The organism is Methanosarcina sp. KYL-1 (genome assembly GCF_024372725.1).
GTDB lineage: Archaea > Halobacteriota > Methanosarcinia > Methanosarcinales > Methanosarcinaceae > Methanosarcina.
Window position 1 is genome coordinate 120,547 of record NZ_VOUA01000004.1, and the last position, 13,729, is coordinate 134,275.

At 39.2% G+C, this 13,729-nt stretch carries 13 protein-coding genes; 10 read left to right on the top strand and 3 right to left on the bottom strand.

Annotation, left to right across the window (positions count from 1 at the left end; genetic code table 11):
• Positions 1-147: 147 nt before the first annotated feature.
• A complete protein-coding gene (locus tag FTO70_RS05305; protein ID WP_255334664.1) occupies positions 148-306 on the top strand; it encodes a hypothetical protein in 159 nt (52 codons plus the stop codon).
• Here the strand turns inward: FTO70_RS05305 and FTO70_RS05310 are convergent.
• The 3 genes from FTO70_RS05310 to FTO70_RS05320 form a co-directional block, all read right to left on the bottom strand.
• On the bottom strand, positions 303-1,223 hold the full coding sequence (locus FTO70_RS05310; protein ID WP_255334665.1) for a CPBP family intramembrane glutamic endopeptidase: 921 nt from the start codon (positions 1,221-1,223) through the stop codon (positions 303-305). The genes FTO70_RS05305 and FTO70_RS05310 overlap by 4 nt on opposite strands.
• Complete coding sequence (locus FTO70_RS05315) at positions 1,220-2,179, bottom strand: DUF1616 domain-containing protein (protein WP_255334666.1); 960 nt, start codon at positions 2,177-2,179, stop codon at positions 1,220-1,222. Before FTO70_RS05315 ends, FTO70_RS05310 begins: the two co-directional genes overlap by 4 nt.
• 291 nt (positions 2,180-2,470) lie before the next feature.
• Positions 2,471-2,599, bottom strand: coding sequence for a hypothetical protein (locus FTO70_RS05320; protein ID WP_255334667.1), 129 nt, complete (start codon positions 2,597-2,599; stop codon positions 2,471-2,473).
• Between the two features lie 540 nt (positions 2,600-3,139).
• Between FTO70_RS05320 and FTO70_RS05325 the strand changes: the two genes are divergently transcribed.
• From FTO70_RS05325 to FTO70_RS05365, 9 genes are all read left to right on the top strand, one after another.
• Positions 3,140-4,726: a glycosyltransferase family 2 protein gene (locus FTO70_RS05325; protein ID WP_255334668.1), complete on the top strand. Its 1,587-nt coding sequence runs from the start codon at positions 3,140-3,142 to the stop codon at positions 4,724-4,726.
• A gap of 68 nt (positions 4,727-4,794) precedes the next feature.
• Positions 4,795-5,601: a methionyl-tRNA formyltransferase gene (locus FTO70_RS05330; protein WP_255334669.1), complete on the top strand. Its 807-nt coding sequence runs from the start codon at positions 4,795-4,797 to the stop codon at positions 5,599-5,601.
• Between the two features lie 180 nt (positions 5,602-5,781).
• On the top strand, positions 5,782-6,555 hold the full coding sequence (locus FTO70_RS05335; protein WP_255334670.1) for a hypothetical protein: 774 nt from the start codon (positions 5,782-5,784) through the stop codon (positions 6,553-6,555).
• Positions 6,552-7,208 (top strand): PHP domain-containing protein, encoded by a 657-nt coding sequence (locus tag FTO70_RS05340; RefSeq protein WP_255334671.1) that lies wholly within the window; start codon positions 6,552-6,554, stop codon positions 7,206-7,208. The genes FTO70_RS05335 and FTO70_RS05340 overlap by 4 nt, the downstream gene beginning before the upstream one ends.
• Positions 7,209-7,300: 92 nt before the next feature.
• On the top strand, positions 7,301-8,395 hold the full coding sequence (locus FTO70_RS05345) for an ATP-grasp domain-containing protein (RefSeq protein ID WP_255334672.1): 1,095 nt from the start codon (positions 7,301-7,303) through the stop codon (positions 8,393-8,395).
• Positions 8,396-8,432: 37 nt separating this feature from the next.
• Positions 8,433-9,650 carry a glycosyltransferase family 4 protein gene (locus tag FTO70_RS05350; protein ID WP_255334673.1) on the top strand — a complete coding sequence of 406 codons (1,218 nt, stop codon included), beginning with the start codon at positions 8,433-8,435 and terminating at the stop codon, positions 9,648-9,650.
• Between the two features lie 69 nt (positions 9,651-9,719).
• A complete protein-coding gene (locus FTO70_RS05355; RefSeq protein WP_255334674.1) occupies positions 9,720-10,718 on the top strand; it encodes a glycosyltransferase family 4 protein in 999 nt (332 codons plus the stop codon).
• Between the two features lie 81 nt (positions 10,719-10,799).
• Positions 10,800-12,032, top strand: a complete 1,233-nt coding sequence (locus FTO70_RS05360) for a glycosyltransferase family 4 protein (protein WP_255334675.1) — start codon at positions 10,800-10,802, stop codon at positions 12,030-12,032.
• A gap of 44 nt (positions 12,033-12,076) precedes the next feature.
• A complete protein-coding gene (locus tag FTO70_RS05365) occupies positions 12,077-13,714 on the top strand; it encodes a hypothetical protein (RefSeq protein WP_255334676.1) in 1,638 nt (545 codons plus the stop codon).
• The last annotated feature ends 15 nt before the right edge of the window (positions 13,715-13,729 follow it).

Here is a 13,729-nt window from a genome sequence, read left to right on the forward strand (position 1 = left end):
TCAGGGGGATACGGAGAGAATGGAGGAGGGGAGATGATTGATAGATGGGCATGGAGGTGAATACAGGAAATTAATAGGATAGAGGACAGAGGGGAATAGAGGAAAGAGATAGATCGAAGGATACGGAGTGAAGAATAGGGGAAGGAGATGGTGGATTGTGGAGCAAGGAGAGACGAATATGAAGGAAGAATAGGAGATAGGGGAAGAAGATGGTGGATTGAGGAGCAAGGAGGAGAGAATAGGAAGAAAGATAGTGGAAAGGAGAATTCTGGGATTGAAAGAGACGTTCCGGGCAGAATAAATTAGAGGTGGCCAGCTGCCATACTCAGGTGGGGTATGATCCCGAAGAGGAAGACGTTTACGAAGCCGTGAAGGGTGACAACAAACGGGAGGCTCCTGGTTTTCTGGAAGGCAAAGCCCATGAAAAGCCCTACAAAGCCGGTATAGAGGATTTCGTAGAAAGTGCCGTATCCGGAGTGCATGAGCCCGAAAAGGAGGCTTGCGATAATCATTCCTTCCCGCATTCCCAGCACCTCCTCGAGCCGCGTCTGGAGGATCGACCTGAAGATGACCTCCTCGATCAGGCCCACGAAAAAGATCATTATGAAGGTGAGTTTGAGGACGTTTTCCAGAGAGAGGTCCGGGATCAGGTAGCCTGTCCGGATGGTCGCATATTCCCCAAGCCCGAGCAGGAAGCCCAGGGGGACTGAGAGGAGCAGGTAGAGTCCTAATTTTTCGGAAGTGACCCCCATCTGTTTGAGGGTGGGCTGCTGGCTCATTGCCACAATCGCTGCCGGAACTGCCAGGGGGCCGTAGATGAAGATGAAGGTATAGAGTGTTGTCTCAAAAAAGACCGGCATCGAAAGGTTGACCAGGCGGAGGATGGGGAGCAGCATAAGGGCCTGGTAGATCTGGTTGACGCCCCGGGTTTTTATGGACATGGAAGAGAGAGATAGGGCTATCAGGGTCGCGATGTGCAGCCAGACCGCAGCTCCCATTTTTCCGGAGTAGATCAGGAGCTCGGCCAGGGCGATGCTGAGGACGGGAATGCCGGTAAGAAGGGCAAGCCTCCTGAACTCGGGTGTGTCTTTTTTCCAGCCCCCTTCTCGCGCTTCCTTTTTTTCAGGGAGGTCAGGGTTTTTTCCGGGGTTTCCGGGATTTCCTGCTTTTCCGGGCTTCCTTAGCTCCCTGAGCGCCCTGAGGGGCGGAAAATCCTCTTTCATGCTCCTGCAGCCTCCGCGGCTTTTGCTTCTCCTGCTGCCCTTACGGCTTCTACTGTCCTTACTGCCTCTGCAGTCCCTGTTGAGTTTACGTCTATCCAGAGGTGCAGGTCCCTGTAGGGTACGGTTTTTTCCGTGTCGTTGTAAAGCAGGAATTCGAGTTTCATGTCCTTTCCCTCAAATGGGGGGGTAATGGTGAGGGGCTTTTCCCAGGTCACGTTGTGGGCCAGGCTTACGTGGCGCAGCTTTTCCGGAAGGGGCAGGGACCTGTTCTCAAGCCTGACCTCCAGGCTGTAGTTAACCGTCCTGTACTCGTGGTTTACGACCCCTATGATAACAGTCCCGCTTTCCCCGGGCATGTAGTGCGTTGGGTAGTTGTCCGCTTTTCCCTGGGGCCCCAGGATGTAGAACTCCGTGAAATGCTCTCCCTCTTTCGGGGTCACGATCACGTAGACTAGGGTTACGACCGAGAGCAGGATGGAGAAGATGAGGATGATTGTAAGCGCCCTGTCGAGCTTTGATTCCGGCTTTTCCAGGAGCTCGGCTCTCAGGGCCAGGGCCCCTTCCCTGAAAGGCACCTCAAAAGCCCCGGCTGCAGGCAGCTGCTGTCTCCTGTAGTACGCAAGCCCGCACATCAGGAGAGTGAATGCCGAGAGGCTGATGAGGATGGGGAGTGGCCTTATCCCCCAGGGCGTGTAGTTGAGCCCAAGCCCGATCAGGGGCACGACCGCTATGCTAAGCCCGAAGGAGAGCGCAACCCGTTCTATCCCGTCCAGGTCTTTTTTTGCGGGAAAGAGGGCCGCAATCAGGGCATACCCCGGCAAGAAGAGCACCATGGGCAGCCCGAGCACGGTCCGCAGGAAGGTCTCGTTGAGCCCCGGCATGAGCACGAAGATGTCCGTGAGGAGCACAAGGCCCGTTACAAGTGAGAGGTCAGAAGAAACTTTTTTTCCGGTCATTCAGGTCATCCGGCTCTTAATCAAAAATTTTATATTTTGTATGTCTCTTTCAGGAAGGGTTAGTACTTTTTCATCCTTTTTATTCTTTTGCTTTAATTTTTGCATGCACCCTTATTTATTGCGGAAGTATCCGGACGTAAGTTTTCCCTCTTAAAACCCCGTTTCCAGGCCTTTTTGCCCCCTTATGTCCTCTGTTTCACCGCTCCTTCAGTCCTCCTCCCCTACTATCTCAATTCTCAAATTTTTTATCTCTCCTTTTTCCTTGATGTTTTTCTTTCTGGTATGAAAGTTTTACGTTTTCTCTCCCTCCATCTTCTCTATTTTTTTATCGTGATCTTTCTCACTTCCTTCTTTCTCCGTCTCACTATCTTCATCTACTTTTTTATCGTTCTTTTTCCCCAATTTCTCCTTCTCTCTCACTACCTTCTTTCTACCTTCTTTCTACCGTCTGCTCTCTTCCCTTTTATTGTCCTGCACCCCCCTTACATTCCTCCTTCCTAACTGCGGCAAGTTGCTGCCTTAAAGCAGGGCCAGTCCGAATCCCGGTGCCCTAATAAAAAATATTCCATGCCGTGTCCCGGACCCCGGCCACCGCCTGGATGAAGGTTTGAGTTTTCCTGCAACTCTTTTTCAACTTCCGGATCAATATTTTTATATAGTATTATATTCAGAATGTGTTTAAACACAGCCCGGATTCCCGGGGATTGGCTCAATCATATAATTTTTCAAGCATAAACTTAGCCGCTTGCCGAATATTTTTATATTTACCTTTTTATTTTATTAAGTCGTGCTATCAATATATTTATATAATCGTTTCCAGTTATTACCTCGTAAAAAAACAACCTCAAAAATTTCTGTATGGTTTTATATACTCTTAGTAAAATTTACATATGATGCTGGACTAATCAGAGTATAAAATTCCTATTACTATCTCAATCTTTCAAAGGGGTCGTATCAAAAATGAATACCGAATTGCTTCTGGATGCCGGTTCCCTGTGCACCGCACTCGAGGACCCCTCTCGCGTAAGGGAGATTGCTCCCCAGAACATAACCGTAATCCTTCCTGCTTATAATGAAGAGGTTTCAATCGGCAGTGTGGTTCTGCGAGCGAGAAAGTTTTCTGATAGAGTTATTGTGGTTGACGATGCCAGTTCTGACCACACTGTAGAAGTTGCTGAAATGGCAGGTGCCAGAGTTGTACGTAACCCCGTAACCAGAGGAAAGGAGATTTCCTTAAAAAAAGGAATTGAAGCTGCAGATGATTCGGATTTCATCGTAACAATGGAAACCGGCGTCTGCCATGATCCCGGTCTGATCCCAAGAATGATTGCTCCGCTTAGAGATGGGGATTTTGATCTTGCTGTAGGTACCTGTTTTAGCAAGCAAAGAAAAGGTTCCGAGAATGTCTTCCTCATCAACAACAAGGAATCCGAGAGCAAGCCAGTGGGTTTCATGGCCTTTTCAAGGGAGTGTCTCTCGAAAATCAACTTTTCTCATGTTTATCTGTCTTCCATTCACTCTATCATGACTTCAGCTGAGGAAGCCAACCTGAGAATCTTGCATATTGACATTCAGGAAGAGCACGAATCATCCCTTTTCAGGGCCTACAAAATAGGAGTCGTGGTCCCTGCATACAACGAAGAGAACCTTATCCAGGAGACAATTGACGGCATCCCTGCCTACGTGGACAAGATCTACGTCATAAATGACTGCAGCACGGACCGCACAGCTGAGATCATTAACAGCACGACCGACCCCCGCGTAGTTCCCATCCACCACGAGGTCAACAAAGGCGTAGGTGCAGCCATCATAAACGGATACAAACGTGCCCTTGCCGACAGGATGGACCTGGTCGCAGTCATGGCCGGGGACAATCAGATGGACCCCACCCAGCTCCCCAAACTCATCATGCCCATTATCGAGGGCAAAGCCGACTACACCAAAGGCAACCGCCTCCTCTCCCGGGAAATGCGCACCGGGATGCCAGCCTGGCGTGCCTTCGGAAACGGCCTCCTCTCCCTTATCACAAAAATAGGTAGCGGCTACTGGCACATCGCCGACCCCCAGAACGGCTACACCGTAATCTCAGGCCATGCCTTAGAAACCCTCGACCTTGACTCAATTTACACTTACTATGGCTATTGCAACGACATGCTCATAAAAATGAACGCTTTCGGGATGCGCGTAGTCGACGTCACAATGCCTGCCCGTTACGGCACCGAGAAGTCCAAAATAAGGTACGGCAAGTACATCCGCAAAGTCGCTCCCATGATCTTCAGGGGTTTCTTATGGCGGCTCAAGATGAAGTACATGGTCCTTGACTTTCATCCCCTCGTGCTGTTTTACATTGCAAGCATGGTGCTTGTCCCCCTGGGCTTCCTCTTCGGAGTATGGATCGTCCTGCAGAAAGTTGTGTTCCACGGTCCGGTTTCAGCGAATTATCCCCTGCTGGACGTGTTCATTTCGCTGATGGGTATCCAGTTGCTGTTTTTTGCGATGTTCTTCGACATGCAGGTTAACAATAGCACAGATGTAAGGGCTGTTTGAAATTTTTGTTTGGAAAAGAGGTTGATCTCTTAGACTGGATTGTTTAAATATAAATCTGCGGTGAAAATATGAGAATTTATATCACTATTACGGAAGAACCCCTATTCATTAATCCATTCCTAAAAAAAGTTATCCAGTCTATCCCCTCGGAAATTATAGGTGTTGGCATTGTATCCGGTTCCCTTGTCAGCGGCAAAAGCCTATCTGATAAAATCAAATATCTGCTTACAATTGCTTTAATTAGCGGACTTGTGGAGTTGTTCAGGAGATTTTTCCTGCTTGTTTCTTTCAATCTGTTCAACAAAATAGGATTTTTGAAAAGTAAAAATCCATTATCCGTTTCACAGGTTGCTAAGGAATACAATATCCCTGTTAAATATGTTGCAGATATCAATTCGGAAGAATTCCTTGCATATTTGAAAGACCTGGAGCCGGACCTCGTTATCAACCAGGCCCAGGCAATATTGAAAAAGGATTTCCTTTCCATTCCCTCTGTAGGCTGCTTAAACAGGCATGCAGCACTTCTCCCTAAATATCGGGGCAGGCTTGCTCCCTTCTGGGCATACCTCAATATGGAAAACGAAACCGGTGTCAGCATCCATTTCATAGATGAGAAGATCGACAACGGCGACATAGTTGTCCAGAAAAAGATCCCGATTAAAAGATTTGATACATTTGACTCTTTGTTGAAAAAAGTATTTTCTGTTGTGCCTGATGCTATGCTTGAAGCAATAGAGGTTATCCGGTCCGGAAATTATGAATCTAGGCTAATCAAAAACAATCCAAATTTAGCAACTTATTATCCCAGTCCTACTTTGAATGATGCAATTAGATATCGAAAAGTCATGTTGAAGAGGTTGCTGTATGGCATCTGAAATACTCATGCTACCCCATACTTGGCATGCAGGTGAACAAGAGCACAGATGGAAGGGCTGTTTGATTTTAAAAAGAGGTCCTTGAACAGATGAGGCTGAAAAGTATTGCTATGTTGCAAAACATGCTAAACTTATTTATTAAAATTTAATTAAAAAACCCATTCCCCCAGGTGACCCCCCATGTTAAGTTTCGATACCCTTGACTTCACAATCCATGAATTCTGGGAACTATCAAATGCGTTAGTTAGCAACTACGACACAATAACAATGTCCGAATACCTGAGTTCCAAAGAGCTTCCTGAAAAGTTTGCGCTAATCCGCCATGATGTGGACCGTCTGCCTGAAAACGCCCTGGAAACCGCTCGAATAGAATCAGAACTCGGAATAAAAGCCACCTACTATTTCAGGACAACAAAGAACGTTTTTGTCCCCGAAATCATAAAAGAAGTCTCCAACCTCGGCCACGAAGTAGGCTACCACTACGAAGTCCTGAGCGAGACCAACGGCGACTACGACAAAGCCATAGCCATATTTGAAAAGAACCTCAAAAAGTTCCGCAAGATCTGCGACGTCAATACGATCTGCATGCACGGTCGCCCCCTCTCTAAATTCGACAACCGCGACCTCTGGAAAGTCCACGATTTCCGGAAGTTCGGCCTCCTCGGCGAAGCCTACCTCTCCGCAGGCAAAGAACTCAACTACTTCTCCGACACCGGCAGGAGCTGGGGCTCAAAGAACAGCCTGAGGGACTTCATCCCCGGAAAAACAGAAAATTTCTCCGTCGATACCACACCTGAACTAATCGACTTGGTTGAGAGCAAAAAATTAAATAACATCTACATCCTTAGCCACCCCGAAAGATGGTCCTGCTCAATGTTCGACTGGGGATTATATTTCGGCATGGACTTCGCAGTCAACTTTGTGAAAAAGGGGTTAATGGCGGTCAGGAAATGAGAGAAGATTTCTACTTTGATCTCCATGTCCATTCTATCTATTCTAAAGATTCTCTCCTGAAACCCCATGAGATCATTAAAATTTCGAAAGCAAAAGGCATTGATGCAGTTGCAATTACCGATCATGATACCATTCTTGGAGGTTTAAAAGCAAAGTCAATTAGCCAAGATTCAGTGATGGTAATTATTGGAGCGGAAATCAAGACTGATTTTGGAGATTTGATCGGATTGTTCTTGAATGAAGAGATTAGATCTCGATCATTTCTAGATGTTGCTGATGAAATTAAGGCACAAGATGGTATTGTAATATTACCTCATCCATATCGAAGAAAGAGATTTCCAACTACTGAGATGCTAAAAAATGTAAATGTTATTGAAGAAGTAAATGGGAGAACTTCCGATGAATTGAATTGCAAAGCTCAATTTCTTGCGAAAAATTTGAGTCTGCCTGTAGTCGGAGGCAGTGACGCTCACTTTTCGTTTGAGTTAGGTAATTTTATGAATTGCACTAAATCTCCATTCTTTGAGGAAGAGGAGTTGAGAAAAAGGATTTTGAGCAATAACTTGACGTTCTTCCGTAAAATGAATAATATTTTCGTAAGGGATTCGTGTATATTTTTAAGTCATTTCTTAAAGAAAATGCATATCTTTTGACATTTCATATCACGTTTAATGGGTTTGGAGTATTCATGAGTGCGTTTATCACTTCTTCTAATAGTTTAAAAGCACTGGTAGTAGCTCGGAGCTTGGGAAGAAAAGGAGTTGAAGTTACTACCGGGGATAAAAGTAATTCTTCTTTAAGTTCTTATTCAATATATTCAAATAACTTTGTAAGTTATCCCTCTCCTCAAAAGTTTCCTTCAGAATTCGTTACTTCTTTGATCCAAACTATTTCTAAAAACAAATATGATGTTTTAATTCCAGTTCATTCCGAAGATACCTATCTTATTGCAAAGTACAAATCCAAGTTTGAGCCCTATACAAAAATCCCACTTCATGATTATTCTACGATAATGAATGTTAATGATAAAGGGTATTTGATGAAAGTTGCAGATAATCTCGGTGTCAGGGTTCCGAAGACATTTTACCCAGGAAATTTGAATGAACTAGATTTCATTGCAAATGGGATTGGTTTTCCTCTGGTCATCAAATTGAGAAATAGTTTTAGTAGTATTGGTCTTTCATATGTCTATTCAAAGGAAGAATTATTCAAAAAATATGAAGAAACAATTTTAAAATTCAATCTTTCCCCTTCTGAATACCCCCTTATTCAGGAGTACATTGAAGGTGATGGATATGGTGTTTCACTTTTGTATAACCAAGGTTCATTGAGGGCCAAATTTACTCATAAGCGTTTAAGAGAATATCCTATTAGTGGAGGTCCCAGCACCTATAGAATCAGTGTAAAGCACCCTAAAATGGAAAAAATAGCCACTAAACTTCTGGATTACTTCAGCTGGCATGGTGTCGCCATGGTAGAATTCAAACTGGATCGGAAAAATAATGAGCCAGTTTTGATGGAAATCAATCCCAGATTTTGGGGGTCAATAAATCAGGCGGTACAATCTGGAGTTGACTTCCCTTATCTTCTTTACACCATGGCATTGGAAGGGGACGTTAAACCTGTATTAGATTATAAGGTAGGTGTCAAGACAAGAAATATGTTTATAGATTCTTTTGCAGTTATAAAAAGTTTCCAAAAAAATAAGGACTTCAAATTGGTAAAGGAATTTTTCCCATTCTCTGCTAAAGATGACGTTTTCTCATTATGTGATCCATTACCCAGTTTAAAATTTATCCAAATTGGTTTTGATGAATTGATTAATAGTAGATATAAATAACTGAATAAACGATTTTATTCATTTTTGGTGTTTTCCTATGAAAAACATAATGGTAATTGCTAGTAACTATCCTATAAATTCTACTAGCTCCTATGGTTGGTTTGTTCATGAGATTTGTAAACGATTGACAAATAAAGGATTTAATGTAGTTGTCTTGTCTCCTCATTGTTATGGTTCCAAATTTACAGAATCGTTTGATGGTGTAAATGTTTTAAGATTTCCCTATTTTTTCCCTTTTTCTTCACAGAAACTTGCGTATGGGGATGGAATCCCATACAATATAAAAAAGAATATATTGGCAAAAATTCAGGTTCCTTTGTTTGTTCTCAGTGAATTCGTAAGTGCTTTGATTCACGTCAAAAAAGAAAAAATTGATCTCATAAATACACATTGGTTATTGCCGCAAGGATTAATTGGAGCTATTTGTCACAAGTTATTTGGGATTCCACATGTTACAACGGTTCATGGAAGTGATATAAATACAATAAAAAAATCCAAGATTCTTAGGCGAATATGTGTATTTATTATCAAGAATTCTAATTGGATTACTACGAATAGTAATTATACAAAAGAACTGATTTTATCTATCGATCCAAGTGCTGGGGAAAAAGTATCAATCGTGCCTATTGGAGTAGATATTAATTTTTTACAACAGGGACGAATTTTACAAGAAATGCATCAAAAGGATTCTAAAATCCTAAGTGTTGGGAGATTGGTGGAGTCAAAAGGTGTAGATGTTTTGATACTTGCAATGAAAGAAGTGGTAATTAAATTTCCAGATGTAAAATTATTCATAGTTGGTGATGGTCCCGAAAGAAATAAACTAGAGACATTAGTGGAGAATTTGAATTTAAATGAAAATGTGGTTTTTGTTGGTTCTGTAGAGCATTCTCTTTTACCATCACTTTATGCATCATCAGATATTTTCGTTTTGCCTTCACAAAATATTGGTGGTATTGTAGAAGGGTTGGGTGTAGTATTATTGGAAGCTATGGCATGCGGAACTCCTGTAATTGGCAGCGATATTGGAGGAATAAAGGATATTATAATAGATGGTTATAATGGTTTTTTAGTTCCTGAAAAATCTCCTGGTGAATTATCTACTAAAATTATTGAATTGTTATCTGATTCGGAGATTGCAATAAAATTTACTTATAATGGTTTTAACACTATTAAGAATAAGTTTTCTTGGGATCGGGTAATCGATGATTTTTCGACTATATATTATGACTGTGTGAATATTTATGATGTTTGATTGTCTATTGGTCTCATATGGTTTAGTCTTTGTAAGATAAATTTAAATTATTCATCAGAGGGTATTTCAATGAAAGTGATTTTTAAGCAAATAGTCGGTGGTTCTGGCGTAGATGTATGGGCTAATAATCTATCAAGTGGCCTGGTAGAAAATGGGATTGATAGCTCAGTTTCATATTTTTCTCCATTCTATGCATTTTTTCCGCAAGCTCTCTCTTTAAAAAAAGATTCTTATGACTTTTATATAACTCATTCAAACATTGCATACGGGTCTTATTTTAAAACAAGTGGTCCTTTAGTTGTTACTGAACATCATTTGGTTCATGATCCTTCTTTCTCTCAATATACATCTCTCTCACAAAAAGCATATTATAAATTTGTATATCTATCTGAAAAAAAATGTCTGCAAGTAGCTGATACAGTCACTTGCGTTAGTAAATATACTAAACAAAAATTAGAGGAGGTGTTTGAATATTACGACTCTAAACTTATTTATAATGGAGTAAATACTAATGTTTTTAGGCCAATTTCAATAATTAAGGAAAAATATGGGGTAGATGCCGACAAAACGGTGTTATTTTTTGCAGGGAACTTATCTATAAGAAAGGGTGCAGATTTATTGCCTAAGATTATGAGGGAATTAGGTGATGATTTTTTGTTAGTAACTACTTCAGGGCTTCGCTCTAATTTTAAAGATCATTTTACTAATATAATGACACTTGGAAGGCTCAGTGAAGACGAATTAGTGAATATTTATAATTTATGTGATATTTTTTTATTTCCATCCAGACTAGAAGGTTTTGGCTTGGCTGTTGCAGAAGCTATGTCATGTGGAAAACCTATTGTTACAACGGATTGTTCATCATTACCTGAGCTGGTTATGGATGGAAAAGGAGGATTCTTATGCAACGTTGACTGTACACAAGAGTTTGTTGAATCTATACGTTTGTTGGCAAATGATGAGAATATGAGATTAAAAATGGGCAGATTTAATCGGAGGAGAGTCGAAAATCTTTTTTCTTCAGATCAAATGATTGATCAGTATATTAAACTTTATGCCAAATTATAATCTCTTTGCATTTGTATGAAACTGATACTTTAAATTATATTGTATCATTTTCTTAAAAATTATTTAATTGTTTATTTCCTGATGAATATTAATCGAGCCGGTGATTTTATTATGGATCCACAAAAAATTCTTGATATTGCTCCTTTTGGGGTATTCCCTCCGACTAATGGAGGATCTATTCGGATAAACAGTTTAAATATGAGACTGTCTAAGGAATATGATATTTTTTTGTTTTCTCAAGGGTTAAGATCTCACGAGTTTCGATTGTCTTCTAAATCATGGGTCACTAAAATTAATCCCAATTATACAGAATATAGATTTATAAATATTCCTTCTTTATTCTTCACTCACCTTTTATCAAAAATGACAATACCGCCTGTATTTTTTAACGATATATTAAGATTCATTAATCCTTCATCCTTAAAAGATAGGCTTGAAACCAGCGATTTAATCCAAGTAGAACACCCTTGGCAATTTAAATATGCATTTTCAAATAAAAATACAACCACGCCTATTATTTTCGTAGAGCATAATGTTGAGTTATGTCTTCAAGATCAACTCCTAAGATCAAAATTTTCAAAGAATTTTCTACAATATGTGGAAAAAAATGAGGCTTTCGCTTTAGATAAATCAAATGCTATTTTTTCAGTTTCTAATGAAGATAAAGATAAATTGATAGAGTATTATGATGTCGATAAGAGCAAAATTTATGTTGTTCCTAATGGGGTAGATACTGCTCTATTCAAGCCATCAACGGAAAAAGAGAAAGAGTTATTGAAGCAGAAGTTTAATCTTGTGGGGAAAAAAATCGTTTTGTTCACAGGTTGGGCGTATCAACCTAATTATGAAGCAGTGGAGGAGATTATTCGTATCTCTAAAGAATTAAATGATGATAATTTAGTTTTTTTAATTGTGGGGAAAGTGGGTGAAAGATTCCTTTATGATAACAACAACACATTAAATAATATTCTTTTTACAGGCAGAGTTGAGTCAGTCGAACCTTATTATAAACTTGCTGATATAGCAATAAACCCGATGAAATCTGGAAGTGGCTCAAACCTTAAAATGTTGGAATATCTTTCATCTGGGCTTCCTATTATCACTACTGATGTAGGAGCAAGAGGGTTAACTCTTAATAATGGGGATTCAATTATTTGCTCGGTTGAAGACTTTGGAGCGAATATTGAAAAACTTCTCTATAATGAGAAATTATGCAAATCAATTGGGAGTAATGGAAGGAACGTAGTTTTAGAAAAATATGATTGGCAAAAAATTGGAGATGAAGTATCGAGAATATATAAGGAACTTATTTGATTTCTATATCAATAACTGTAGGTTTAATATTCAAAGGTGTTTTGATGAAGTTTAACAAATTAAATAATAATTTATTTATGCTATCATATCTCTTATTTCTATTTGATTTAACTTTTTTTTGCTTCAAATTTTATTATGAAGGTGTAGTTTCTACTGAACTTAATGCAATTAGTCTGAGTTCTAAATCTTTTATTTTAGGGTATCTCATAGTTCCAGTAATATCTAAGAGATCTAACTGTACTTTTTTAAATGGTAATAGTATATTTTTTCCACTCATACTGTTGTTTCCTTATTTTTTATCACAAGTCTCGATTTTTCCTTCAATACCAACTTCAGATATTTTATCTGTAACTACTGATGTTGAACTACTAATGAAAGGGATACCTCTAACTGATGTAGGATATGGCGGTTATCCTGCTCACTTGATCCTAAATTGTATTTTAGGTTTGGTTACAGACATGGATTTATTCGAAATTTATCCCATTTATTTTGGTTTAATTTCCTTTTTAATAGTAATTTGTATCTTTTTCATTTCTCAATATTTTTCAAACACTAATCTGGGGAGTATCTTATACTTGGCTACAGGATCTTTATTTTCCTATTATTACTTAGTTCCAGCTACAATTGGACTTTTATTCTTTGCAATGATTGGATTTTGTTTCTTTAAACTATTGACTAATCAAAATGAAGTCAATTGGAAAATACTTCTGTTAATATTAATTCCAGCAATAATAACAGTTCATCTTTTCTCTAGCGTGTTTGCGTTTTTTTTCATATTAAGTGTGTTGATTATCAGCAAAATTTTTCCTTTATATAAACTTGCAGTAAGGTTAGTTGCTATTTTTCTTGTATTTATTTTAGCCCATCACATTTATATAAGTTACTTTATCTTTTCTGACGCTGTAAGTAATCTCTATAATTTTTTGTCTGGACAAGAGTTAGTAGCTGCCTATAATATCCCTGCGTATTTGGGATTACCTAATTCAGAAATGCTTCTCATAATAAAAAAAATATCCAGTTTATTTAGATGGATTATTGCACTGTTAGCAATTTGGATTTCCTTTAATTACAAGAAGTTGACAAAAAAAGAACAAGAATTTGTAATACCATTGATCTGCATAATAACTTGTATCGGATTTGGCGGTATACTTTTTAGATACTTAGCTCCATCTTATGGTTTGAGATTATCTCAATATTTATGGATATACCTTTGCTTACTAGCTTCCATTTCAGCCCAACATTTTAAAATTATTCATGGGAACTATACTTTTATTTTTTATTTTTTTGTGATTATTATCACATTTTTTGGATTCATTGATCATGTTAATAGTCCACAAACTCAAGTTTCTATACAAGAAATGGCTTGTATGGAAAAAGTCACTCAATTTTCAATGAACGAATCCATTGTCGTTCCCGTGGATGAAAAAGCAAGCTTTTATAATTCAAATCCGACTGGGCGTTCAAACCTTATAAGTATCGATAATTTTTCTAGTTCTTTATCTTGGGAACATGCCTATACAGATTTTAATGGAGCGAACTACGTCTTTTTACCACATGACGAAAAACTTGATTATTATAAAATTCGTTTTAATGTGGAGATTCCTTGGATTAAGATTAAATCGTTTTTATCGCATCAAATTTTATTTTATAATAATGGAAAAAGCAAAGTTTATTTGTTGTAAATATGAGGTCTAAAT

Excerpts from the sequence above, each read along its gene's own strand:
- FTO70_RS05340 (WP_255334671.1), top strand. The coding sequence starts at position 6,552 with ATGAGAGAAGATTTCTACTTTGATCTCCATGTCCATTCTATCTATTCT.
- FTO70_RS05355 (WP_255334674.1), top strand. The coding sequence starts at position 9,720 with ATGAAAGTGATTTTTAAGCAAATAGTCGGTGGTTCTGGCGTAGATGTA.
- FTO70_RS05335 (WP_255334670.1), top strand. The coding sequence starts at position 5,782 with ATGTTAAGTTTCGATACCCTTGACTTCACAATCCATGAATTCTGGGAA.
- FTO70_RS05310 (WP_255334665.1), bottom strand. The coding sequence starts at position 1,223 with ATGAAAGAGGATTTTCCGCCCCTCAGGGCGCTCAGGGAGCTAAGGAAG.
- FTO70_RS05330 (WP_255334669.1), top strand. The coding sequence starts at position 4,795 with ATGAGAATTTATATCACTATTACGGAAGAACCCCTATTCATTAATCCA.
- FTO70_RS05315 (WP_255334666.1), bottom strand. The coding sequence starts at position 2,179 with ATGACCGGAAAAAAAGTTTCTTCTGACCTCTCACTTGTAACGGGCCTT.
- FTO70_RS05305 (WP_255334664.1), top strand. The coding sequence starts at position 148 with ATGGTGGATTGTGGAGCAAGGAGAGACGAATATGAAGGAAGAATAGGA.
- FTO70_RS05360 (WP_255334675.1), top strand. The coding sequence starts at position 10,800 with ATGAATATTAATCGAGCCGGTGATTTTATTATGGATCCACAAAAAATT.
- FTO70_RS05350 (WP_255334673.1), top strand. The coding sequence starts at position 8,433 with ATGAAAAACATAATGGTAATTGCTAGTAACTATCCTATAAATTCTACT.
- FTO70_RS05325 (WP_255334668.1), top strand. The coding sequence starts at position 3,140 with ATGAATACCGAATTGCTTCTGGATGCCGGTTCCCTGTGCACCGCACTC.
- FTO70_RS05365 (WP_255334676.1), top strand. The coding sequence starts at position 12,077 with ATGAAGTTTAACAAATTAAATAATAATTTATTTATGCTATCATATCTC.